The 24371-nt window shown below is 64.0% G+C and carries 26 protein-coding genes; 18 read left to right on the forward strand and 8 right to left on the reverse strand.

What is annotated here, in order from left to right:
• The first annotated feature begins 50 nt into the window (after positions 1-50).
• From phnG to CDV44_RS19695, 7 genes are all read left to right on the forward strand, one after another.
• Complete coding sequence (phnG, locus tag CDV44_RS19665; RefSeq protein WP_087689860.1) at positions 51-533, forward strand: phosphonate C-P lyase system protein PhnG; 483 nt, start codon at positions 51-53, stop codon at positions 531-533.
• On the forward strand, positions 534-1169 hold the full coding sequence (gene phnH, locus CDV44_RS19670; protein WP_249277629.1) for a phosphonate C-P lyase system protein PhnH: 636 nt from the start codon (positions 534-536) through the stop codon (positions 1167-1169).
• Positions 1169-2398, forward strand: a complete 1230-nt coding sequence (locus tag CDV44_RS19675; protein ID WP_087689862.1) for a carbon-phosphorus lyase complex subunit PhnI — start codon at positions 1169-1171, stop codon at positions 2396-2398. The genes phnH and CDV44_RS19675 overlap by 1 nt, the downstream gene beginning before the upstream one ends.
• Complete coding sequence (locus tag CDV44_RS19680) at positions 2395-3342, forward strand: alpha-D-ribose 1-methylphosphonate 5-phosphate C-P-lyase PhnJ (RefSeq protein WP_087689864.1); 948 nt, start codon at positions 2395-2397, stop codon at positions 3340-3342. The genes CDV44_RS19675 and CDV44_RS19680 overlap by 4 nt, the downstream gene beginning before the upstream one ends.
• 26 nt (positions 3343-3368) lie before the next feature.
• Complete coding sequence (phnK, locus tag CDV44_RS19685) at positions 3369-4154, forward strand: phosphonate C-P lyase system protein PhnK (RefSeq protein WP_087690753.1); 786 nt, start codon at positions 3369-3371, stop codon at positions 4152-4154.
• 95 nt (positions 4155-4249) lie between these two features.
• Positions 4250-4963, forward strand: coding sequence for a phosphonate C-P lyase system protein PhnL (gene phnL / locus CDV44_RS19690; protein ID WP_087690755.1), 714 nt, complete (start codon positions 4250-4252; stop codon positions 4961-4963).
• A gap of 17 nt (positions 4964-4980) precedes the next feature.
• Positions 4981-6117 (forward strand): alpha-D-ribose 1-methylphosphonate 5-triphosphate diphosphatase, encoded by a 1137-nt coding sequence (locus CDV44_RS19695; RefSeq protein ID WP_087689865.1) that lies wholly within the window; start codon positions 4981-4983, stop codon positions 6115-6117.
• A 131-nt stretch (positions 6118-6248) separates the two neighbouring features.
• Here CDV44_RS19695 and phnE read toward each other — a convergent pair whose 3' ends face one another.
• The 7 genes from phnE to CDV44_RS19730 form a co-directional block, all read right to left on the reverse strand.
• A complete protein-coding gene (phnE, locus tag CDV44_RS19700; protein WP_084655996.1) occupies positions 6249-7073 on the reverse strand; it encodes a phosphonate ABC transporter, permease protein PhnE in 825 nt (274 codons plus the stop codon).
• A gap of 137 nt (positions 7074-7210) precedes the next feature.
• Entirely contained in the window at positions 7211-8179 is a 969-nt protein-coding gene (gene phnD, locus CDV44_RS19705; protein WP_087689867.1) for a phosphonate ABC transporter substrate-binding protein, read from the reverse strand.
• A 16-nt stretch (positions 8180-8195) separates the two neighbouring features.
• The gene (gene phnC, locus CDV44_RS19710) at positions 8196-9068 is read right to left on the reverse strand and encodes a phosphonate ABC transporter ATP-binding protein (protein WP_087689869.1); all 873 of its coding nucleotides are present in this window, start codon (positions 9066-9068) and stop codon (positions 8196-8198) included.
• 544 nt (positions 9069-9612) lie between these two features.
• On the reverse strand, positions 9613-10368 hold the full coding sequence (locus CDV44_RS19715) for a DeoR/GlpR family DNA-binding transcription regulator (RefSeq protein WP_058377155.1): 756 nt from the start codon (positions 10366-10368) through the stop codon (positions 9613-9615).
• Between the two features lie 152 nt (positions 10369-10520).
• Complete coding sequence (locus tag CDV44_RS19720; protein ID WP_087689871.1) at positions 10521-11135, reverse strand: LysE family translocator; 615 nt, start codon at positions 11133-11135, stop codon at positions 10521-10523.
• 61 nt (positions 11136-11196) lie between these two features.
• A complete protein-coding gene (locus tag CDV44_RS19725) occupies positions 11197-11748 on the reverse strand; it encodes an adenine phosphoribosyltransferase (RefSeq protein ID WP_087689873.1) in 552 nt (183 codons plus the stop codon).
• Between the two features lie 160 nt (positions 11749-11908).
• Positions 11909-13891 carry a monovalent cation:proton antiporter family protein gene (locus CDV44_RS19730; protein WP_058377152.1) on the reverse strand — a complete coding sequence of 661 codons (1983 nt, stop codon included), beginning with the start codon at positions 13889-13891 and terminating at the stop codon, positions 11909-11911.
• A gap of 181 nt (positions 13892-14072) precedes the next feature.
• On the opposite strand from CDV44_RS19730, the gene CDV44_RS19735 reads away from it, so the two are divergent.
• The 11 genes from CDV44_RS19735 (at position 14073) to rapZ (ending at position 23212) form a co-directional block, all read left to right on the forward strand.
• Positions 14073-15053, forward strand: coding sequence for a KpsF/GutQ family sugar-phosphate isomerase (locus CDV44_RS19735; protein WP_058377151.1), 981 nt, complete (start codon positions 14073-14075; stop codon positions 15051-15053).
• Positions 15054-15169: 116 nt separating this feature from the next.
• Entirely contained in the window at positions 15170-15655 is a 486-nt protein-coding gene (locus CDV44_RS19740; RefSeq protein ID WP_249277665.1) for an HAD family hydrolase, read from the forward strand.
• 22 nt (positions 15656-15677) lie between these two features.
• Positions 15678-16364: an LPS export ABC transporter periplasmic protein LptC gene (lptC, locus tag CDV44_RS19745; RefSeq protein ID WP_087689877.1), complete on the forward strand. Its 687-nt coding sequence runs from the start codon at positions 15678-15680 to the stop codon at positions 16362-16364.
• Entirely contained in the window at positions 16361-17077 is a 717-nt protein-coding gene (gene lptA, locus CDV44_RS19750) for a lipopolysaccharide transport periplasmic protein LptA (protein ID WP_087689879.1), read from the forward strand. The genes lptC and lptA overlap by 4 nt, the downstream gene beginning before the upstream one ends.
• Positions 17078-17120: 43 nt before the next feature.
• Entirely contained in the window at positions 17121-17873 is a 753-nt protein-coding gene (gene lptB / locus CDV44_RS19755; RefSeq protein WP_058380055.1) for an LPS export ABC transporter ATP-binding protein, read from the forward strand.
• A gap of 94 nt (positions 17874-17967) precedes the next feature.
• Positions 17968-19458, forward strand: a complete 1491-nt coding sequence (locus CDV44_RS19760) for an RNA polymerase factor sigma-54 (protein ID WP_058377149.1) — start codon at positions 17968-17970, stop codon at positions 19456-19458.
• A gap of 140 nt (positions 19459-19598) precedes the next feature.
• Positions 19599-19952 carry a ribosome hibernation-promoting factor, HPF/YfiA family gene (hpf, locus tag CDV44_RS19765; protein ID WP_087689881.1) on the forward strand — a complete coding sequence of 118 codons (354 nt, stop codon included), beginning with the start codon at positions 19599-19601 and terminating at the stop codon, positions 19950-19952.
• Between the two features lie 236 nt (positions 19953-20188).
• Positions 20189-20644, forward strand: a complete 456-nt coding sequence (gene ptsN, locus CDV44_RS19770; RefSeq protein ID WP_058377147.1) for a PTS IIA-like nitrogen regulatory protein PtsN — start codon at positions 20189-20191, stop codon at positions 20642-20644.
• Positions 20645-20707: 63 nt separating this feature from the next.
• Positions 20708-21673: an HPr(Ser) kinase/phosphatase gene (gene hprK, locus CDV44_RS19775; protein WP_058377146.1), complete on the forward strand. Its 966-nt coding sequence runs from the start codon at positions 20708-20710 to the stop codon at positions 21671-21673.
• 155 nt (positions 21674-21828) lie between these two features.
• Positions 21829-22158 carry a PsiF family protein gene (locus tag CDV44_RS19780; RefSeq protein WP_087689883.1) on the forward strand — a complete coding sequence of 110 codons (330 nt, stop codon included), beginning with the start codon at positions 21829-21831 and terminating at the stop codon, positions 22156-22158.
• Positions 22159-22339: 181 nt separating this feature from the next.
• Positions 22340-23212, forward strand: coding sequence for an RNase adapter RapZ (gene rapZ, locus CDV44_RS19785; protein ID WP_087689885.1), 873 nt, complete (start codon positions 22340-22342; stop codon positions 23210-23212).
• A gap of 21 nt (positions 23213-23233) precedes the next feature.
• Here rapZ and mutY read toward each other — a convergent pair whose 3' ends face one another.
• A complete protein-coding gene (gene mutY / locus CDV44_RS19790; RefSeq protein ID WP_371328787.1) occupies positions 23234-24361 on the reverse strand; it encodes an A/G-specific adenine glycosylase in 1128 nt (375 codons plus the stop codon).
• Positions 24362-24371 lie beyond the last annotated feature (10 nt).

Raw genomic sequence — 24371 nt, forward strand, 5'->3', positions numbered from 1 at the left:
CACCTTCAGTGCCAAAGCGATCATACACACGTCTATACGACTAGACAATCATGCCAAACACAACTTTCGATACCGCGCACGACGCGGGCTCCCCCGCCCCGCAGGCGCGGCAGCGCTGGCTGGCGTTGCTCGCCCGCGCCACGCGCGACGAGCTTGACGACGCGCTGGCGCGCTGCCCCGACGCGCCTGAATTCGTCTGGCTGCGCGCACCGCAGACCGGCCTGGTCCTCGTACAGGGCCGGGTCGGCGGCAGCGGCGATCGCTTCAACCTCGGCGAGACCACGCTCACGCGCTGCACGCTGCGTCAGCGCGACGGCGTGGTCGGCACCGGCTATGTGCTCGGCCGCGATGCCGAGCGCGCGGTGCGCGTCGCACGACTCGATGCGCTCATGCAGATGCCCCAACACCACGCCACGCTTGCTGCGGGACCGCTTGCGGCCATTGCACAACGCGTTGCCGACGCGGTGGAACAGGCCAAGACGGCCACGGCTGCCAGCCGTGTCGAATTCTTCACGATGGTTCGGGAGGCTTGAATGTTGATGGCATCGATGCCCGACTGGTCACAACTGCAACCCGGCTTCGCCGATCCGGTGCATGACGCGCAAGGCGTGTTTCGCGCGGTGCTCGACGCGTTGGCGCGCCCCGGCCAACTGCGCAGTGTCGGCAGCCGCCTCGCGCCCAGCGACGAGGCCAGTGTCGCCGCCCGAGCCACGTTGCTGGCGTTGGCCGACTCGACCACGCCCGTCTGGTTGCAAGCCGTGTTGCCGGAAGTGAGCAGCGCGCTGCGCTTTCATACCGGCGCGCCACTGCTCGGCGGTGACGCCGCGCTGGCGACGGCACAGTTCGCGCTGCTGACCGACCCCGCGCGCTGTCCGGCGCTGGATCACTTTGCGTTCGGCACGTCCGAATCGCCCGAACACTCGGCCACGCTGATCGTCGATGTGCCCACGCTGGCGGCCGGTCATGCGAATGACGGCGGGCTGCACCTGCGTTTGCGCGGGCCGGGCATCGCAACGCATACCGATGTGAGCGTCGGCGGTCTCGACACCGCTTTCTGGCAGGCGCGTGCGGCGCTGGCGCCACGTTTTCCTGCCGGGCTCGATCTGTTGATCGCGGCAGGCGATACGGTGCTCGGCCTGCCGCGCACCACGCATGTGGAGGTGTGCTGATGTACGTGGCCGTCAAAGGTGGCGAACGCGCCATCGAACAATCCTGGGACCTGCTCGCCAAAGCGCGGCGCGGCGATACGTCGATCCCCGCCCTCACCGTCACGCAGATTCGCGAGCAGATGCGTCTGGCCGTGGCGCGCGTGATGAGCGAAGGGGCGCTTTACGACGAGACGCTCGCGGCGCTCGCGATCAAACAGGCCGCGGGCGATCTGGTTGAAGCGATCTTCTTGCTGCGCGCCTATCGCACTACGCTGCCACGTCTGGGCACCACCACGCCGATCAATACCGCTGCGATGCGTCTGTCGCGCCGTATTTCTGCCACGTTCAAGGACGTGCCGGGCGGGCAGCTCCTCGGCGCGACCTACGACTACACCCAGCGTCTGCTCGACTTCGCGCTGCTCGCGGAAGGCGAAGCGGCGACGGCGCCGCTGGCGGGTGAAGTGCGTGAGCACAATGACGATGCCTCCGATGCGGGTGATGCCCCCGATGCCGGTGATGCTACGGGTATCCCGCCGCTGCCGCCCATCGACACGACCCCGCGTGTGACCGACATTCTCGGGCGCGACGGTCTGCTCGAATCGCTGCGCGCCAACGATCTCGATCCCGAGCCGCACGATCTGGTTCACACCCCGCTCTTCACGCCCGCGTCACGCACGGCGCGATTGCAAAACCTCGCACGTGGCGATGAAGGCTTTCTGCTCGCGCTCGGCTATTCGACGCAGCGCGGCTATGGCAACGATCACCCGTTTGCGGGCGAGATTCGCATCGGGCACGTCGCCATCGAGATCGAACCGGAAGAACTCGGTTTCCCGATCGACATCGGCGAAATTGCCGTGACCGAATGCCAGATGGTCACGCAGTTCGGTGGCAATCAGGACGTGCCGCCGCAGTTCACCCAAGGTTACGGACTCGCGTTCGGACACAACGAACGCAAGGCGCTGGCAATGTCGCTGGTCGACCGTGCACTGCGCACGCAGGAACTCGGCGACGCGATTACGTCGCCCGCGCAGCAACAGGAGTTCGTGCTCTATCACAGCGACAACGTCGAGGCCTCGGGCTTCGTGCAGCACCTGAAGCTGCCCCACTACGTCGACTTTCAAGCCGAGCTGGAACTCGTGCGCCGGTTGCGCGCCGAGCACGCTGCCAAATACGGCGCCCAGACGGCTGACGCTGACCGCGCCGGCGAGGATGCGTCCACGGCCACCCAAGACAAGCAGGAGGCCGCATGAGCGACGCCGCCACATTCGATTCGACAACGACCCCACACGCCACGCCTGCCACACCTGCCACGCCTGAACCCGCGCAACTCGCAGAAGGCTACAACTTCGCGTTTCTCGACGAGCAGACCAAGCGCATGATCCGCCGAAGCCTGCTCAAGGCTGTGGCCATTCCCGGCTATCAGGTGCCGTTCGGCAGCCGCGAGATGCCGTTGCCGTACGGCTGGGGCACGGGTGGCATTCAGGTCAGCGCCGCCGTGATCGGCGCGGACGACACGCTCAAGGTGATCGATCAGGGCGCGGACGATACGACCAACGCGGTCAACATCCGCCGGTTCTTCGCGCGCACGGCCGGTGTGGCCACCACGACGAAGACCGCCGACGCCACGGTCATCCAGACGCGTCACCGCATTCCCGAAACGCCGCTGCGCGAAGGCCAGATCATGGTCTATCAGGTGCCGATGCCCGAGCCGCTGTTCCGGCTGGAGCCGCGCATCGCCGAGTCGCGCAAGTTGCACGCGTTGGGCGAATACGGGCTCATGCGCGTGCGTCTCTATGAGGACATCGTGCGGCACGGCGCCATCGCCACGACGTACGACTACCCGGTGATCGTGGGCGGGCGCTATCTCTCGTCGCCGTCACCGATTCCGAAGTTCGATAACCCCAAGCTCCATATGAACCCGGCGCTGCAACTCTTCGGGGCGGGCCGCGAGCGGCGTCTCTATGCCATTCCGCCCTACACCCCGGTCGAAAGCCTCGACTTCGACGACCACCCGTTCGAGATTCAGAAGTGGGACGCGCATTGCGCACTGTGCGGGGCGACCGAGAGCTTCCTCGATGAAGTGATCACGGACGACGCGGGCACGCGCATGTATGTGTGCTCGGACAGCGATTACTGCGGCAGCCGCACGGCGCTCGCGTCGACGGCTGACGACACCGCGAAGGAGGTTGCATGAACGCCGTGACGAATGCGTCCGCCGGGATGCCGCCCGTCGCCGACCTGCCGCTGCTTCGCGTCGACGGTCTCGCCAAGCGCTATGGCGACCGGATCGGTTGCGAGGGCGTGAGTTTCGACCTGTGGCCCGGTGAAGTGATCTGCGTCGTCGGCGAATCGGGTTCGGGCAAGTCGACGTTGCTCAACGCGCTGGCCCTGCGTCACGAGATCGACGCCGGCACGTTGCACTATCGCGGCACCGACGGCGTGCTGCACGACTTGCGCGCCCTCGACGAGGCGCACAAGCGCCGCCTGCTGCGCACCGAATGGGGCTTCGTGGAACAGAACCCGCGCGACGGCCTGCGCATGAACGTCTCGGCCGGCGGCAACATCGGCGACCGGTTGATGGCCGTCGGTGCACGTCACTTCGGCGATATCCGCGGCAAGGCGCGTCACTGGATGGCGCAGGTCGAGCTCGATCCGCAGCGTGTCGACGAGATGCCCGGCGCGTTTTCCGGCGGGATGCAACAGCGTTTGCAGATCGCCCGCAATCTCGTCACCGAGCCGCGCCTCGTCTTCATGGACGAACCCACGGCAGGTCTCGACGTCTCGGTGCAGGCACGTCTGCTCGATCTGTTGCGCTCGCTCGTGGAGCGCCTTCATCTGGCGGCCATCATCGTCACGCACGATATCGGTGTCGCGCGGCTCATTGCTCACCGGTTGATCGTGATGCAAGGCGGGCGCGTCGTGGAAGCCGGGCTGACCGATCAGGTGCTCGACGATCCGCAACACCCCTACACGCAATTGCTCGTCTCTTCGGTGCTGCCCGTATGACTTCCGGAACGACACCTCACAACATGCTTCAGAACGCCGCCGCTGGTGCCCTTCGCCACGAATCGCTCACGCTCGCTACGCGCGAACACGATGTGATGCTGCGCGCGCAAGGGCTGCACAAGACCTTTCACCTGCATGCACATGCGGGGGCTGTCGACGCGCAGATTCCCGCGCTCGACAGCGTCGATCTGACCGTGCGACGCGGCGAGTGCGTGGCACTGGTCGGGCCGTCCGGCGCGGGCAAGAGCACGCTGCTGCGCTGCCTGTACGGCAACTATCTGGCGAACGCCGGGCGCATCGAGATTCGTCACGACGACGGCCATCGCGAACACTGGGTCGATCTCACGACCGCCACGGCCCGCGAAGTGCTCTCGGTACGCCGCACCACGCTCGGTTACGTCAGCCAGTTTCTGCGCGTGATTCCGCGCGTGAGCACGCTCGACATCGTGGCCGAGCCGCTGCGCCGTCTGGGGGTCGATGCGCAAGATGCTACTGAAAAGGCCCGTGCCTTGCTGGATCGTCTGAACATTCCCGAACGGCTGTGGACGCTGGCACCGGCCACGTTCTCCGGCGGCGAGCAGCAGCGCATCAACATCGCGCGCGGGCTGATCGCGGCGGCGCCCGTGTTGCTGCTCGACGAGCCCACGGCGTCGCTCGATGCCCAGAACCGTGCCGTGGTCGCGCAACTGATCGCCGAGGCACGTGCCGCCGGTAGCGCTATCGTCGGCATCTTTCACGACGAGGCGACTCGCGACGAGGTCGCCACGCGCACGCTCGCGATGCGCCCCGTCCTACGCCCCGCTCATTGATTTCGGAGTTTTCGTCCATGCTTATCAAGAACGCCCGCATCGTCACGCCCGAGACCACCTTTACCGGGGTGGTGGAAGTGCGCGAGGGCCGCATTCATTCTGTGGAAGAAGGCACCACGCAAGCCCCTGAGGCTATCGATTGGGAGGGCGATCATCTGCTGCCCGGTCTCGTCGAACTGCACACGGACAATTTGGAGAAACACCTCGCGCCGCGCCCCGGCGTGTTGTGGAATACGCAGGCTGCCTTCGTCATTCACGACGCACAGGTGGCGGCTGCCGGTATTACGACGGTGTTCGACGCGCTGGCCATCGGCGAGCGCGACTCGGTCGGACTGCGCAGCCGCAAGGTGCAAAGCGAGTGTGCGCAGACGTTGCTGGATACGGCCGCGTCCGGTTTGCTGCGCGCGGATCACTTTCTGCATTTGCGCTGCGAAGTCGCGACGCATGACGCGGTGGATGCCTTTGCGCAGATGAGCGACCACCCGTTGCTGCGGCTGGTGTCGGTGATGGATCACACGCCGGGGCAGCGCCAGTGGCACGACCCGGTGCAGTTCCGCCGCTATCACGAACGCAACGGCAAGCTGAGCGAAGACAAGTGGCTGGAGACGCTGGCCGAGATGAAGGCGCAACAGGACGCCTACGCGCACCCGCATCGCCGCGAAATTGTGGCGATGAGCCGTGCGCGCGGTCTGCCGCTCGCGAGCCACGACGATACGTCGCTGGATCACGTGGAAGAGGCAGTGCGCGATGGCGTCTCGCTCTCGGAGTTTCCGACGACGCTGGCCGCAGCACGTGCGGCGCGCGAGAAGTCGATCGCCGTGATCATGGGCGCGCCGAACATCGTGCGCGGCGGCTCGCATTCGGGCAACGTGGCGGCGGCTGATCTGGCGCGTGAAGACGCGCTGGACATTCTGTCGTCGGACTACGTGCCGTCGAGCCTGCTGCAAGCGGTGTTCCAGTTGCACAAGGAGATCGGCTGGCCGCTGTCGAGGGCGGTGAATACGGTGTCGTGGGCCCCGGCGCAATCGGTGGGCCTCACGGATCGCGGCGGCATTCGCCCGGGCCTGCGCGCAGATCTGGTGCGCGTGGCCGTACGCCCGGGCATGCCGCCGGTGCCGCGTGCGACGTATCTGGAAGGGCAGCGGATCGCCTGAGTGGGGTGAGGTTGGGCGACATCGTGTCGCCCTTCCCTCGCGATATCAAACGCCCGCACCGGGCTGGCGAGAATGAAAAAGGGCACCATCCGGTGCCCTTTTTGCTGCTGACGTCCTGTGGTGATGCGTGGTCAGATCACCATCTTGCGCACGCGTGCCGAGAACACGTCGATGCAGGTAACGACGACGATCATGATCAGCATCACGGCGCACGTTTGTGCGTACTGGAAGCTGCGAATCACTTCATACAGCACCACACCGATACCGCCAGCGCCGACCATCCCCACCACCGAAGCCGAGCGCACGTTCGACTCGAAGCGATACAGGGTGTAAGAGATCCACAGCGGCATCACTTGCGGCAGCACGCCGTACAGAATTTCGTCGATGGAACGCGCCCCCGTGGCACGCACGCCTTCGACCGGACGCGGGTCGATCGCTTCGACCGCTTCGGCGAACAGCTTCGAGAGCGTGCCCGTCGTGTGCACCCACAACGCCAGCACACCGGCGAACGGGCCCAGCCCCACGGCCACGATGAACAGCATCGCGAAAACCATTTCGTTGATCGCGCGGCAGGCGTCAAGCACGCGGCGCACCGGCTGATAAACCCACGCCGGCACCATGTTCGAGGCCGAGAGCAAGCCCATCGGGATCGAACACACCACCGCCAGCACCGTGCCCCACACGGCGATGTGAATGGTCACGAGCATCTCGTTCACATACACACGCCAGTCGTGAAAATCGGGCGGGAAGAAATCGTGCGCGAACTGGCTCATGTTGCCCGAGTCGCGAATCAGATCGAGCGGGCGCATGTCGGCACCGCCCCACGACCACACCAGGATCAGGAAGAACGCCCCCCAGCTGATCAAGGACAGCCACGAACGCTTGGGCGGCTCGCCAGGCAGGCGGCCCGTCGCGCCAACAGGGGCGCTTGCAGTGGAGGTTACGCTGGTGTTCATGTCGTGTACCACGTGAAATACCGGCAAGGCTCACCGGTGGATGAATCGGACTTCTGCGTCGCGGGACAGCACACAGGTGCCGTCCCGCAGACCACTTGCTACTGTTTGATACGACTTGCGACGGCGTTGATACCGCCTTACTTCGTCTTGCTCAGTTCCTGATCGAGCGCGGCCAGCTTGCTGTCGATGTCAGCCAGTTGCGACTGCTTCTTGGCAGCATCGATGTTCGCGTCGGCTTCGAGCTGTTGCTTCTGCTTGAACAGTTCGAGCTGACGGATCGGCAGCAGTTGGGCATTGCTCGAAGCGCGGAAGCCACCGTAGTTGTAGATGTTCTTCAGCACTTCCTTCTCGTGCGCATCCTTGCCGTAGGCCAGGAAGAAGTCGCGAATCTTCTTCTTGGTAGCGTCCGGCAAATCCTTGCGCCACAGCATCGGGTCCGACGGGATCAGCGGCGACTTCCAAAGCACCTGAACCTGCTTGGCCTTCTCCGGCTGCGTGGCTTCGAGCTTGTCGAGCTCTTCGGTGTTGTTGGTGGCGACGTCGATCTGGTTGTTCAGCACAGCCATCAGGTTCGCACCGTGGTTCGAGCTGCGAGCCGTCTTGAAGTACGTGCGCGGATCGATGTTGTTCTTCGCGAACACGTAGTAACCCGGCACCAGCGTGCCCGACGTCGAGGTCGGATCGCCCAGACCGAAGTTGATCTTCTTGCCGTTCTTGAGCACGTCGTCGAGCGTCTTGTACGGGCTCGACTTGTTGGCGATCAGCAGCGAGTAATAACCTTCCGAACCGTCGGCGTAGATGATCTTCGCGAAGATTTCGCCTTGCGAGCGATCCACGGCTTCCATCGCGCCCTTGTTACCCATCCACGCGAGCTGCACCTTGTTGAAGCGCATGCCTTCGATCACGCCGGCGTAGTCGGTGGCGAAGAACGGGGTCACCTTCAGGCCCGTTTGCTTCTCCATGTCGTCGATCAGCGGTTGCCAACGTTGGCGCAGCGCTGCGCTGGAGTCGGTCGAAATAATGCCGAAATTGATTTCCTGCGCGTGCGCAACCGCCACTGAGGCGATCATGGCCGCGCCGGCCAGCAGGGTTTTCCACAGTTTCATGAGAGCAAGCTCCTGGTCAGGTCAAGCTGAGGGACATCGAGGTAAGAAAAGGGGCTTCGGATTCGGCCGGCTTTTGCGCCGTGCCGTCTTCCGAAGCTTCGGAATCTTCAGTGCTTTCGTTCAGCAGTTCGCTGGCCTGCACGCCATACAAGCGGCGCAGCAGATCCGGCGTGAGCGCGGCCGACGGGCCGTCGTACACCACGCGGCCCTGATGCAGCGCCACGGTGCGCACGCAGTAACGCATGGCCACATCGACCTGGTGCAGCGAGACCACGACCGTGAGCTTGTGATCGCGGTTCATGCGCGCCAGCATGTCCATCACCTTTCGTGCGGACTCGGGGTCGAGCGAGGCAATCGGTTCGTCGGCCAAAATGATCTTCGCGCCCTGCACCAACGTGCGGGCCAGTGCGGCGCGCTGCTGCTGACCGCCCGAGAGCGTGCTTGCGCGCTGGAAGGCCAGATCGGCGATGCCGACTTCTGCCAGTGCTGCAATCGCCTCGCGGCGCTCGGCCGGCGTAAAGCGGAACATCAGGCTGCGCCACAGCGGCACTCGCGCCAGCAGCCCCGTGAGCACGTTGGTGATCACCGGCAGACGGCCCACCAGATTGAACTGCTGGAACACGAAGCCGATATCGCGGCGGATCTGACGCACTTCGCGCACGATGCGGCCGTCACGCTGGATCGGACGGCCCAGAATTTCGATGCTGCCCGGCTGGGCATCGGCAGGCACGAAGCCCGCGATGTGACGCATCAACGTCGACTTGCCGGAACCCGACGCACCGATAAGGGCCACCATCTCGCCCGGCATGATCTTGAGCGCCACTTCGTCGAGGGCGCGTCGGCTGCCAAAGGTCTTGGTCAGTCGCTCGATTCGAATCGCTTCGTCCACGGTTCACCTGTCAGTCGACGCCGGTCGGGACCGATGCCTGTTCGCGTTTCGTCACTCCCGGACGGGAGGCGGCGCCTGCATCTCTCGACTAGCTGTTTTGTGGCAATTTGTGCCAAAAGTGAACGCAGTCTAAAAAGCGCGGATGACAAGACAGTGACAATCGATCAGCTTTTTGGCCGGCGCTGAAAACCCTTATCGGCTCAACGGTTTGGAAGTGTTTCCGGTAACGAACCAGGGGCTGTCACATGGCCGACACGGTCACATCAGGCGAGACCGGGGAAAGACCGCGGCATGGCGCCGCGTCGATTTTGTCTACATCTTTTGGCACCGGCAGCGCGGGCGGAAATGCCCCGAAATGGCGCGTCAGGGCCGTGGTGCACGGGTCTTGGGTGGGGGGAAGATTGGAGGTGAGGCGTCGCCCGCGCCGTCGTTTGGCGACGTGTGGCGATTTGAGGGAATGTTGTGCCGTTGCCGGCTGCGGGCATCGCTTGGGCGACGCGCGCAGCCAGACACCGGTGAAGCTATGAGGCGATGAAGCCTTGGTTCAGGCGATCAGCAACTCAGGGCCACGTGCGCGCAGTTGCGCGAGCATCGATTTGTGCGGCGCAGCGTCGCTGATCAGATAGCGCGCTGCCTCGAAGTGGCGAATGCGCACCGGCGTCACGCGGCCGAACTTGGTGTGATCGGCCACGACCGCCGACACATTGGCGCACAGCAGCATGCGAGCGCGCAATTCCGCCGCCGCGCGGTTGAAGTCGGTGATGCCGCCGTCTTCCGTCACGCCACCCACGCCGATAAACGCGAAGTCGGCGTGATATTGCGAGATCTGGTTGATGGCGTCCCAGCCCTGCACGGCATCTTCGTTGTCCTGCAATTCGCCACCGAGCAGCGTGACGCGATTGTCGTGATGACGGCCCAGCAGGCGCGCAATCTGCCAATCGTTCGTGTAAATGCGCAGCCGATGCTTGGAGAGCAAGGCCTGCGCCACGGCGCGTGTGGTAGTGCCGTAGTCGATGATGACTGACGCGCCGTCGGGCACGAGTTCGGCAGCACGCACGCCGATGGCCCGCTTGCCGACCGCGTTGACGTTCTCACGCAGCGTCCAGTCAGGTTCGCTGCGATCGGCGGCGAGTGCACCGCCGTGTGTCATCAGCAGAAGTCCGCGCGCAGCGAGCGTGTTGAGATCGCGGCGCACGGTCTCGCGCGAGACCCCCAGCTCACGCACCAGATCACTGATGGCAAGCGCACCGGTCTTGGTGAGTTGTTCGAGCACGTACTGTTGGCGTTGTTCGGCGAGCATGATCGGACAATGACGGTTGGACTACGAAATCTTTGGCGAGCTTTGGCCCGCGTGGGCCATGGAACAGCTTGGGCGGCATCGCGCTGGTCCGCGATTGTCCCGCCCCACCTCGTCTTACTTCTTCTTGCTTCCTCTTACTTCGCCTTGCCCCTTCATCCCTGCAACGCGACGCGCACGCCCAGCCCGATGAAGATCATGCCGGCCACGCGATCGAGCCAGCGCCCCGCCCCCGGCCGGCGCTTGAGCCACGTGCCCAGCACGCCCGCAAACCAGCCGTAGACGCTGAACACGACGATGGTCTGCGCCATGAAGACCAGCCCCAGCAGGAACATCTGACCGCCCGGATGGACGGCGTCCGCTGTGGCGAACTGCGGCAAAAACACGAGGAAGAACAGCGTGACCTTCGGGTTCAGCATGTTGGCGAACACGCTCTGACGGAACACGGCCCACAAGGGCTGCGGCGCCGCGCTGCCCGCCATCGTCAGGCCGCCGCGTGCACGCAGCGCCTTGATGCCGATCCACACGAGATACGCCGCGCCCACCAGCTTGATCGCTTCGAAGGCAAACGGCGACGAGCGCAACACGGTCGCGAGACCGACGGCCGCAATCGTCGTGTGAAACAGACACCCGGACGTGAAGCCGGCCGCCGCCGCGAGCCCCGCGCGACGCCCCTGAGCAATGCCGCGCGCGATGACCTGCATGTTGTCAGGGCCCGGTGCGAGCGTAATCGCCACCGAGGTCAGCAAAAACAGCCAGAGGTTGGGCATCGCAGCGTCCGGTTCGGGTGGCGAATGGCGAGTAGGAGCGAAGGCGAGGTTGACGGTTAGGTCAGTGGCCCTCGAACGAGCACAGCAGGAACAGGGGCAGTCCGGCATCCCGGATCATGCGTGAGCCGCCGAGCTCGGGCAGGTCGACAATGGCCGCGCCTTCGATGACGGTGGCGCCCAGACGCTCGAGCAGCTTCTTGCCCGCGAGCATGGTGCCGCCCGTGGCGACCAGATCGTCGATGAGCAACACGCGATCGCCGGGGCCGCACGCGTCGGCGTGGATTTCGACGGTCGCACTGCCGTATTCCAGTTCGTACTCTTCAGCCACGGTCTGGTATGGCAGCTTGCCCTTCTTGCGGATGGGGATGAAACCGATGTTCAGCTCGTACGCGAGGATCGAGCCGAGGATGAAGCCGCGCGCGTCGAGACCGGCGATGTAGTCGGGACGATGGTCCATGTAGCGATGCACGAACACGTCGATCAACACCCGCAGTGTGCGCGGGTTCTTGAGCAGCGGCGTGATGTCGCGGAACTGCACACCAGGCGCGGGCCAGTCCGGTACGGTGCGAATCTGGCTCTTGATGTAGGCGGCAGGGGACTCGTCGATCTGCACGGGGATCCTTCTCTTTCTGGATACTGATGGAAATTCACTCGGGCGGACGCCCGAAAGTCCACATTATGCCAAAACGACGGGTCTCGCTTGATGACGTGTCCGGGTGTTGCGCAGCCGTCGACGGCGCTCCGGTGCGTTTTACCCCTCTGGTAGCTTGTGCTTAGCCTCGTCCCACCAGCCGCGCCTCGGCGGCGGCCAGTTTCTCGGGCAGGCCACGCAGCACGACGATGTCTTCGGCCATCAGCCGTGTTTCGGCCACGGGCTCCACGCCCCGGATGCCGTGTCGGCGGATGGCCGTGACCGTCACGCCCAGTTTGTCGAGGCGCAACTCGCCCAGCGTGCGCCCCACCGCGTCGGCGTTGAGCGTGAGCGGCACCGATTGCAATCGCACCTGTTCGCGCTCGCCACCTTCGTCGTCATCGTCCAGCCCGTGGAAATAGCCGCGCAGCAAGCTGTAGCGCTCGTTACGGGCCTGTGCCACACGGCGCAGCACGCGGCGCATCGGCACGCCCATCAGTACGAGCGCGTGTGAGGCCAGCATCAGGCTGCCTTCGACGATCTCGGGCACCACTTCGGTCGCCCCGGCCGCAATCAGGTCATCGATATGGGTGTCGTCGACGGTACGCACGACCACCGGCAGGGTCGGTTCGAGCGCCTGCACCTGTGCCAGCACCTTGAGCGCCGCCGGCGTGCTGTCGTACGTCACCACAATCCCCGCCGCGCGATGAATACCCGCCGCGACGAGCGCCTCACGGCGCGCGGCATCGCCGAAGACGACGGTTTCGCCTGAACTGGCCGCCTCCATGACCCGGTCGGGATCAAGGTCGAGCGCGACGTAGCCGATGCCTTCCTGTTCGAGCATACGGGCCAGATTCTGGCCGCAACGGCCATAGCCGCAGATGATCACGTGGCCCGACGTCTTGATGCTCTGCGTCGCGATGCGCGTCATTTGCAGCGACTGCATCATCCATTCGTTGGCGACGAAGCGCAGGGCGATGCGGTCGGCATTGATGATCAGGAATGGCGCGCACAGCATCGACAGCAGCATGCCCGCGAGCACCGCCTGCGAGAGCGACGGGTCGAGCAGATTCCGGTCGATCACGAGATTGAGCAACACAAAACCGAATTCGCCCGCCTGCGCGAGGCCGAGGCCGGTACGAATGGCGGTGCCCGGCGTACTGCCGAAAATACGGGCGAGGCCGGCAATCAGCGTGAATTTGACGAGCAGCGGGCCGACGAAGAAGAGCAGCACCAGCAGCGGCTGCTTCACGACGATGACCGGATCGAGCAGCATGCCTGTGGTGATGAAGAACAACCCCAGCAGCACGTCGCGGAACGGCTTGATGTCGTCTTCCACCTGATGCCGGAACGGCGTCTCGGCGATCAGCATGCCGGCGATGAACGCGCCCAGCGCCATCGACAGGCCGAGATGCTCGGTGATGTACGCAAGGCCGAGCGTGAGCAGCAGCAGGTTGAGCATGAACAGCTCTTGCGAGCGGCGCGCGGCAACGATATGGAACCAGCGGCCCACCAGCTTCTGTCCGACCCACAGCAGCAGCGCGAGCGCGCCCGTGATCTTGAGCGCCGCCAGCGACAGGGCCAGCACCAGCGCTTTCGAATTGCCGCCCAATGCCGAAATCACGATGAGCAGCGGGACGACGGCCAGATCCTGAAACAGCAGCACGCCCATGATGTTGCGCCCGTGCTCGGTCTCGAGTTCGAGCCGTTCGGCGAGCATCTTGGTGACGATGGCCGTCGACGACATGGCCAGCGCGCCGCCCAGCGCCACCGACGCCTGCCACGAGAACGACCAGAACAGGTTGACGAGCGCGCCGATGCCCACCGAGACGAGCAACGTTCCCAATACTTGAGAAACCCCCAGCCCCAGCACCACCCGCCGCATGCTTTTTAGCTTGGGGAGTGAGAATTCGATGCCGATGGAGAACATCAGGAAAACCACGCCGAACTCGGCGAGGTACTGCACCCGCTGCGAATCGGACGCCAGCCCGAGCGCGTGCGGGCCAATGACGATGCCCACGCTCAGGTAGCCGAGCATCGGCGGGAGGTGCAGCATGCGGAACAGCACCACCCCGACGCAGGCGGCAAACAACAGAACGAGAGTGAGTTCGAGCGGCGAAGCCATCAGCGGAGGTGGGTTTCCTGATTGGGCGCAACACTTGTCACGCAAGTGTCATGCCAGATTGAGTCCCGATGACGGAATCGGATCACGTCGGCGGCAAGATGGGGCATGCCCCCGGGCGTCGTGCGCCTAAGCCTGGCGCGGCTGTCCTTCGGCGCCGCGACCATTTTGATATACTCCGCGCATGATAGCGAAAATCAATCCAGGCCGGGCACTCGAGGTCGCCCGGGAGGTGTTGCGCACCGAAGCGGACGCCATCGAACGCGTCGCCGCACACCTCGACGACAGCTTCTTTGAAGCGGTCTCGCTGCTGCTCGCCTGCCGCGGCCGGGTGGTCGTGACCGGCATGGGCAAGTCAGGGCATATCGGCCGCAAGTTGGCGGCCACTTTCGCCAGCACCGGCACGCCCGCGTTCTTTGTTCACCCGGCGGAAGCCAGCCACGGTGACTTGGGCATGATCACCGCAGACGACGTCGTCGTCGCCCTCTCCAATTCAGGCGAGACCGGTGAACTGGTCAGCGTGCTGCCGATGGTCAAGCGCCTCGGCGCGAAGCTCATCGCCATGACCGGCAACCCGAATTCAAGCCTTGGCCGCCTGTCGGACGTGCATCTCGATGCCCACGTCGAAAAGGAAGCCTGCCCGCTCAACCTCGCCCCCACGGCCAGCACGACTGCTGCACTCGCCCTCGGCGACGCGCTTGCCGTCGCACTGCTCGACGCGCGTGGCTTCGGCGCGGAAGACTTCGCCCGCTCGCATCCCGGCGGCGCACTTGGCCGTCGCCTGCTGACCTTCGTGCGCGATGTGATGCGCAGCGGCGAACGGATTCCCCGCGTGCGTACCGACGCCAGCTTGTCGGACGCGCTGCTCGAGATGACCGCCAAGGGCCTCGGCATGACCGCCATAGTCGACGCCAACGACCACGTGGTCGGCATCTTCACTGACGGTGACCTGCGCCGCTTGTTCAAACGTACGCTCGACTTCAGCGCGCTGACGCTGGCCGACGTGATGACCGCCGGCCCGCGCACTATCGGCCCGGATCAACTCGCCGCCGAAGCCGCCGAATTGATGGAGCGTTTCGGCATCATGCAATTGCTCGTGACCGAGAACGACCGCCTGGTAGGCGCGCTGAACGTCCACGACCTGTTCGCCGCCAAGGTCGTGTGAGTCTGCGCCCCATGAATCAACCTCGTACTACCGCCCCCACCACCTCGACTGCCGCCACGTCAGTACCTCATTTCGATCGGGAAGACGCCACGGCGCGCGCGGCCAAACTGCGCGTGATGGTCTTCGACGTCGACGGGGTGCTCACCGACGGTGGCCTGCGTTACGGGCCGGCGGGTGAAACCTTCAAGACGTTCGACTCGCTCGACGGTCACGGTCTGAAGCTGCTGGCCGAGGCAGGTATCGTCACCGCGATCATTACCGGCCGCAAGTCCGACATCGTGGCGAAACGTGCCGCCGATCTCGGCGTGGCCCATGTGTATCAGGGCGTACACGACAAGCGCGTGGCATTCGAAGACCTCTGCAACAAACTGTCGGTGAGTGCGCAAGCCTGCGGCCATATCGGTGACGATTGGCCCGATCTGCCGGTGCTTACCCGCGTGGGCTTTGCCGCGTGTCCGGCCAACGCGCACGCCGAAGTGCAATCGCGCTGCCACTGGATTGCCAGTGCGCGCGGCGGCAACGGCGCAGCACGCGAGCTGTGCGACTTCATTCTGCACGCGCAGGGACGTTACGACGCCCTGCTCGCCGCAGCCCTCGCCTGACGCGCCCGGAGCCGAAGAATTCATGGCCGCACAACGCGTCTCGCCCGCTTCACTGATCGCCATCACGGTGCTCGCCGGTCTCGCCGCGGGAACCTATTGGCTCGTGCAGCGCACGTTGCCGTCCGACGCCGATCGCTCGCCGTACGTCAAGAAACACATCCCCGATTACTACGCCGACAACATGGTGATCTCCATGCTGTCGCCGACCGGCCTCACGCAGTATCGCGTCAACGCCGTGCACATGACGCACTACGAGGACGACGCCACGACCGCCATGACGCTCCCGGCCGTGCGCGCCTTCACGCCCGATTCGCCGGAAGTGACGGCCACCAGCAAGCGCGGCACGCTCAACGCCGATATGTCGGTGGTGGATCTGTACGACGATGCCGTCGTGGTCCGCCAGGCGGGGCCGCGCGACCCTGAAATGCGCGCGCTGTCCGAGCACTTTCAGGTGCTCGTGAACGAAGACATCGTGCGCACGGAACTGCCGGTGGTGTTGTATCGCGGCCAGTCCGTGATGTACGGCGACGGCATGATTTTCAATAACATCTCCCGGGCCGTACAATTGCTCGGCAATGTGCATGGCACAATCCAGCCGGCCGAGCTCGGCAACAAGCCGCCGGCCCAGCCCGCCGCAACAACGGGCGCTCCGGCAGCCACTGCCCCGAGCGCGCCACCCAAGACAACACAGGGCCCCAAGACCCCATGACCGATCGCCCTTACCTGCGACCCGCTTCGTATCAACCGCTTGACGGCATCCGCCGCTCGTTGCGCGCTCTGGCCGCCGCCTTCGCGGTGCTCGGCGCGCTGGCGTCGCCGCTCGCCCATGCCGAGCATGCCGACCGCGACAAGCCGCTCAACATCGAAGCGGATCACATGAGCTATGACGACCTCAAGCAGGTCAACATCTTCACCGGCAACGTGACGATGACCAAGGGGACCATTCTCCTCAAGGCCGATCGCGTCGAAGTGACTCAGGATCCGGAGGGCTATCAGTACGCCACCGCCTATTACAAGCCGGGCGGTCCGCTCGCGTACATGCGTCAGAAACGCGACGGTCTGGACGAGTACATCGACGGCTGGGGCCAGACGATCTACTACAACGGCAAGACCGAAGTCGCCACGTTGACCACGCAGGCCACGCTCAAGCGTCTGGCCGGCGGTACGAAGGTGCTCGACGAGATTCACGGCAGCGTGATCACGTACGATACGTACAACGAGGTGTACACCGCCAATAGCGGCGCCGATCAGGTCAATTCGAACAATCCGAATGGCCGCGTGCGTGCGACGCTCGCGCCTCGCAATGCCACGGGCGCTAACCAAGCGCAGCCCGGCGGCGCGAGCAAGCCTGCCGCCGCAGCGCCCAAGGGCGATCTGCCGGCACTGGCTCCTTCCAAACGCCTAGAGAATCCGCGTGAGTAATCCCGACCAAAGCAACGCTTCCAGCATCAATCAGGGCGCCGGCATGGTCGGCAAGCCCAGCGCGCTCGTCGTGCGCTCGCTCAAGAAACAATACGGTGCCCGCACCGTCGTCAAGGACGTCTCGCTCGACGTGAAAAGCGGCGAAGTCGTGGGGCTGCTCGGGCCCAATGGCGCCGGCAAGACCACGTCGTTCTACATGATCGTGGGGCTGGTGCCGGCCGACGACGGCGAGATTCAGCTGGATGGCAACCTGATCAGCGAACTGCCGATTCACGAACGCGCGCGCATGGGTGTTTCGTATCTGCCGCAGGAAGCGTCGGTGTTCCGCAAGCTCACGGTCGAAGACAATATTCGCGCCGTGCTCGAATTGCAGGTCGATGCGCAGGGCAAACCGCTCAAGCGCGATGAAATCGAGCGCCGCATCGAGTCGTTGCTCGACGAGTTGCAAGTGGCGCATCTGCGCGAGAACCCGGCCATGTCGCTCTCGGGCGGCGAGCGCCGTCGCGTGGAAATTGCCCGCGCACTGGCCACCCAGCCGCGCTTCATCCTGCTTGATGAACCGTTCGCGGGTGTGGATCCGATCGCGGTGCTGGAAATTCAGCGCATCGTGCGCTTCCTGAAAGACCGAGGTATCGGTGTCCTGATTACCGACCACAACGTGCGCGAAACGCTCGGTATCTGCGATCACGCGTACATCATCAGCGAAGGCTCGGTGCTCGCCGCCGGCACGCCTGACCAGATCGTTGCCGACGAAAGCGTCCGGCGCGTTTATCTGGGCGAAAATTTCCGGATGTAAAGCTAATTTTTCGCATGTAAACCCTGCCTCCGATAGCGAGGCAGGCCGGTTTCGCTGACGTGACAAAGCCTCTACAATGAAGGCGAGAAACGTTATGAAACCGACCCTCCAACTCCGCACCTCGCAGCACCTGACCCTCACCCCCCAGTTGCAACAATCGATCCGGTTGCTGCAACTGTCGACGCTCGAACTTCAACAAGAAGTCGAGCATGCCCTCACCCAGAACCCGATGCTCGAGCGCGAAGACGATTGGCTCGCCGGGTCCGTGCGCGTCGGCACCGACGGCTCGCTTCGCAATGAACGCACGACATCGGTCAGCAGCACGAACGACGCGCCGTCCGAGGGTAACGGTCACGACGAGGCACGCGAGCTCGATGGCGAAGCGCGTTTCGACGATAACGGCCAGGACAGCGGCAGTGACTGGAGCCTGAACGACTTCGCCCGCACGGGCAATGCCACCGACGACGACGACAACAACTCGCGCCCGCAACTGCACGTCGATCATCCGAATCTGCGTGAACACCTGCTGGCCCAGTTGCGCGTGACCAAGGCCGCGCCGCGCGATCGCGCGCTGGTGGAGTTTTTAATCGAGTCGCTCGACGAAGACGGTTATCTGGGCACGACGCTCGATGAAATTCAGGCGGAAGTGGCCGAAGAACTGTCGCTCGAGGCCGAAGAGATCAATGCCGCGCTGGCGCTGCTGCAAAGCTTCGACCCGGCCGGCGTCGGTGCACGCACCCCGTCCGAGTGCCTGCGGCTGCAATTGCAGCGGCTGCCTGCGAGCCCGGTGCGCACGATTTCGCTGCGTATCGTCTCCGATCACCTGGAACTGCTCGCCGCACGTGACTACACGCGGCTGCGTCGCGTGCTTGGCGTGGGCGAAGACAGCCTGCGCGCCGCGCATCAACTCATTCGCTCGCTCGACCCGTTTCCGGGGGCCGCGTACGGCACGCCGCAGGCCGACTACGTCATTCCCGACGTCCTCGTGCGCCGGCAGGGCAGCGGCTGGACGGCGGAGCTCAATCCCGAAGTGATGCCGCGTCTGCGCATCAACGAAATGTATGCACGAATTCTGCGAAATAATCGCAACGATCCGGGCACCGGGAACCTCCAACAGCAATTGCAGGAAGCGCGCTGGCTGATCAAGAACATTCAGCAGCGTTTCGACACGATCCTGCGGGTCGCGCAGGCCATTGTCGAGCGTCAAAAGAACTTCTTTTCCCACGGCGAAATCGGTATGCGCCCCTTGGTTTTGCGCGAGATTGCTGATACGCTGGGTTTACACGAATCCACGATTTCGCGGGTGACAACCAGTAAGTACATGCTCACTCCATTCGGAACTTTCGAGCTCAAGTACTTCTTTGGTTCGCACGTCGCGACGGAAGCCGGAGGGGCCGCGTCATCCACGGCCATCCGTGCCCTCATCAAGCAACTGATAGGAGCCGAAGACCCGCAGAGCCCCCTTTCCGACAGCCGTATCGCGGAACTGCTGGCAGAGCAGGGTTTCGTGGTGGCGCGACGCACTGTCGCGAAATACCGCGAAGCCATGCGAATTCCCGCAGTCAACTTGCGCAAATCTTTGTAGGACAGTCCTGGTGAGCCGTGTTGGCCTGCTGGGGCATAACGCCGCAGTGCGACATTGCGTCACATGAATGGCTCGCACTCCCGCTAGCCCGTCATTTGTGACGTGGCCTGCACTTCGGCATTTCAGCAAGGAGAGCAGCTATGAATCTGAAGATCAGTGGACACCATCTCGAACTCACGCCTTCGCTGCGCGAATTTGTGACTAACAAGCTTGACCGCGTGTTGCGCCATTTCGATCAAGTGATGGGCGCCGAGGTGATCCTCTCTGTCGACAAGACCAAGGAGAAAACCGGACGCCAGGTAGCCAGCATTACGGTGTTTCTCAAGGGTAAGGAGATTTTCGTCGAGAAGTGTGACGAAGATATGTACGCCGCCATCGACAAGCTGATCGATATGCTCGACCGCAAGGTAATCCAGTTCAAGGACAAGGTTCAGGACCACGGTCGCGAGGCCATCAAGCATCAGCAGCCGCCCGAGCAGGAACCGCTGCAATGAGTGCTGACTGGCGTGGTAGTCGCGTCGACTGACACTGACGAAAGCCCGCGCGGAACCTCGCGCCTGCAATTGCGTCTGTCATAGTCTGGCATCACCCACCGCGGGGCCGTTGAACGGCCCCTTTTATATGGCTTGGCGCATTTCTGGGGAATGGCGCGGGGGTCAGCGGCAGGTGGTCTATAATGCGAGGTCAATCGGGGGTTGGAGGGCGACTACGCGTTCGCCCGCATTACAAGATGAACCGTTTAGTCAAACTCTTACCTGCGTCCAACATCCTGCTTGGACTCTCCGTCACCAGCAAGAAGCGCGTCTTCGAGCAAGCCGGGCTCCTATTCGAGAGCAATGCCGGGCTCACTCGCGCTGTCATCACCGACAATCTCTTCGCGCGCGAGCGACTCGGCTCGACCGGACTCGGTGAAGGCGTGGCGATTCCGCATGGTCGAATCAAGGGCCTGAAGCATCCAATGGCGGCGTTCGTGCGCCTGGAAGCGCCGATCCCCTTCGAAGCCCCTGACGGCCAGCCGGTGTCCCTGCTGTTTTTCCTTCTGGTGCCCGAACAAGCCACCCAGCAACATCTCGAAATCCTGTCCGAAATCGCACAATTGCTTTCGGACCGATCGATGCGCGAGACGTTGTCGAATGCACCAAGCGCCGAAGACATTCATACGGCACTCGCGAACTGGCAGCCCTGAGCCCACACGCCAGACAAGCCCCGTAGCGTAGACCCCACACCCCCAACCGAACGAGGCGACGCGGTGGAACTGACCGGCATCAACGCGCAAAGCATTTTCGACGACAACGCCGCCACGCTGCGGCTGTCGTGGCTGACCGGCCATGAGGGGTGGGAGCGCGGCTTCACGCCGGAGAGCGTGGCCACCGCCACATCGAGCGCCGACCTTGTCGGTCACTTGAACCTCATCCACCCGAACCGTATTCAGGTGCTCGGCGAAGCCGAACTGCGCTACTACCAGCGCCTGACGGAAGAAAACCGCAAGCGTCATATGGGCGAGGTGATTGCGCTGGAGCCGCCGTTCCTCGTGGTCGCCGACGGCCTCGAAGCCCCGCCCGACCTCGTATTGCGCTGCACACGCTCGTCCACCCCGCTGTTCACCACCCCGCTCTCGACCGCTTCGGTCATCGATAGCCTGCGCCTGTACATTTCGCGTGTGTTCGCACCGCGTTGCACGATGCACGGCGTTTTTATCGACATTCTGGGCATGGGCGTGCTGCTGACGGGCGATTCGGGTCTTGGCAAGAGCGAGCTCGGTCTGGAACTGATCAGCCGTGGACACGGACTGGTCGCCGACGATGCCGTCGATTTCGTGCGTCTTGGACCCGATTTCGTCGAAGGCCGCTGTCCGCCGCTGTTGCAGAACCTGCTGGAAGTGCGCGGCCTCGGCCTGCTCGACATCAAGACGATCTTCGGTGAGACGGCCGTGCGCCGGAAAATGAAGCTCAAGCTGATCGTGCAACTGGTGCGCCGCCCCGATGGCGAATTCCAGCGCCTGCCGCTCGAAGCACAAACGGTCGACGTGCTCGGACTGCCCATCAACAAGGTGATCCTGCAAGTGGCGGCCGGGCGAAACCTCGCCGTGCTGGTCGAAGCCGCCGTGCGCAACACGATACTGCAACTGCGCGGTATCGATACGCTCAAGGACTTCATGGAGCGCCAGCGCCAGGCCATGCAGGACCCGGACGGCATGCAGGGCAAGCTGCTCTGAGCCTCAGCACCCTCTCGGCCAGCCCAATCCCCCGGGTTTACCGCAATTTCTGCTTTTTTCTGTCAACGCCGCGCGATTGCGGCGCGTTTTCTTTCATGTTGTAATCGCCACGCAGTCCTTCCCCTTGCGTGTCCGACCCTTATGGAGAGACGACCATGAAGAAAGCACTCGCTGCACTGCTCCTGCTGTCCCCGCTGCTCGCATCGCCCGTTTTCGCCCAAACGGCCTCGGCACCGGCGGCACCCAAGGCGAACTCGCAAAACAACAAGATGACCGCCTGCAATCAACAGGCCACCGGCAAAACCGGCGACGATCGCAAGGCGTTCATGAAGCAATGTCTGTCGGCCGCCGGCACCCCGGCACCTGCCGCCAAGCAAACCCAGCAAGACAAGATGAAGTCCTGCAACACGGCCGCCACCGGCAAGAAGGGCGACGACCGCAAGGCGTTCATGAAACAGTGCCTGTCGAGTCAACCGGCGGCCTGATATCCGGGCTTGCCAACGGTGTTCGCGAACGGCGCCCCCACGGGCGCCGTTTTCATTGATGCCCCGATCGCGCCCCAAATGAGCGAAAGCCTGAAAGCCGCGTGGAACCATTCACGCAATTTCAAGCCCGACACCCGAACGACACAATCGCTTACCATCATGGTTGTATCCGGGAAATGCCATGAAGATCGTATTGATTACCGGCGTTTCGGGTTCGGGCAAATCGCTCGCCCTGAACGTCCTCGAGGATGCGGGCTACTACTGCGTCGACAATCTGCCGTCGCGCTTTCTGCCTGAGCTCGCCGAATACCTCGAAACGCAGAACTACACACGTCTGGCCGTCGCCATCGATGCGCGCAGCGGCGGCTCGCTCGCCGATCTGCCGCCGATCGTCGGCGGCTTGCGCCGTTTCGGCCACGATGTGCGCGTGCTGTTCCTGAATGCCACCACGCAAACGCTGGTGCAACGCTTTTCGGAAACGCGCCGCCGCCATCCGCTCTCCGCCGCCTCGACCGATCCCGTGAATGCCAGCGGGTCGCTCGTGGAGGCCATCGAGAAAGAGCGCGAGATGCTCAACAGCGTGACCGAGCTGGGTCATCAGATCGACACGAGCAATCTGCGCGCAAGTGCATTGCGGCGCTGGATTCGCGAATTCGTGCAGCACGATCACACGGGCCTGACGCTGATGTTCGAATCGTTCGGGTTCAAGCACGGCGTGCCGCTCGATGCCGATCTCGTCTTCGACGTGCGCTCGCTGCCCAATCCGTACTACGACACACAACTACGGCCACTCACTGGCCGCGACCAGCCCGTCATCGACTTCCTTTCTGCGATTCCGGAAGTCGACGAGATGATCAATGACATCGGCGCGTATCTGCAAAAGTGGTTGCCGAGCTTCATGCGCGATAACCGCAGCTACCTGACCGTGGCCATCGGCTGCACCGGCGGACAGCACCGCTCGGTGTTCATCGCCGAAACGCTCGGCGAGCGCTTTCGCGCCGAGTCGAGCGTTCTGGTACGCCACCGCGAACTTGCGGACGGCGAAGGCGCCTGATCCACACCCAATCGGGTTGAATCAGGCCGGCAGTGACAATTGCCCGTCGCCGGGCGCAAGGGCTTCGGCAATCTTGCGGATCGGCGAGGGCAGACCGGCTCCCGCCACCTCCCCTGCACTCATCCACGCCTGCTGCGAGCCCATTGCCGCGCTCGATTCGGCCGAATGGGCCATCGTCACCAGCCACGGGCGGAGATGCAGTTTGAAGTGCGTGAATACATGCGTGAGCCCGAGCAGCGGCACCATCGATCGCACCACGCCATGCGCGGCGCCCAACGTCGACGCGCGCGCGCCGATACGGTCACGCAGTGCAGCGTCGTCATCCTCGCGAGCATCGAGCGGCGGCGTGAGTTCCGGCAGGCTCCATAGCCCGCCCCAGATCCCGCTATCAGGGCGCCGTTCGAACAGCACCCGCTCACCGGCGCGAATCACCAGCACGTCCACGTAACGCTCCGGCTGGGCCTTTTTGGGTTTCGACGTCGGCAGCGTGCGCTCGCGCCCCGTCGCATGTGCGGCACAGTCGCTGTCGAACGGACATTCCTCGCAACGCGGCTTGCCGCGTCCGCACAACGTCGCGCCCAAATCCATCATGCCCTGCGTGTACGCCGGCAAATCGCGCTCGGGCAGCAGCGATTCCGCCAATGCCCACATCTCGCGCTCGATCTTCGGCGTTCCCGGAAAGCCTTCGATGCCGAAGACGCGCGCCAGCACCCGCTTGACGTTGCCATCGAGAATCGCCGCGTGGGCGTCGTAGGCGAAGGCGGCAATGGCCGCCGCCGTCGAGCGGCCAATACCCGGCAGCGTAGCGAGCGTCTCGGGGTCGGACGGGAAGCGTCCGCCGTGCTCGGCCATCACGACCTGCGCGCAGCGATGTAGATTGCGGGCGCGGGAGTAGTAGCCGAGGCCGGCCCAGAGCGCCATGACATCGTCCTGCGGCGCGGCAGCGAGCGCCGCCACATCGGGGAATCGTTCGAGAAAGCGGGCGTAATACGGGATGACCGTCGCCACCTGCGTCTGCTGCAACATGATTTCCGAGAGCCAGATGCGGTAGGCGTCTCGTGTGTTTTGCCACGGCAGATCGTGGCGGCCGTGTTCGGCTTGCCATGCGATCAGGCGTTCGGCGAAGGTATCGGTCAACGATTGGGGCATGGATATTCTT

Source organism: Pandoraea sp. PE-S2R-1 (assembly GCF_002179865.1).
Classification (GTDB): Bacteria; Pseudomonadota; Gammaproteobacteria; order Burkholderiales; family Burkholderiaceae; genus Pandoraea.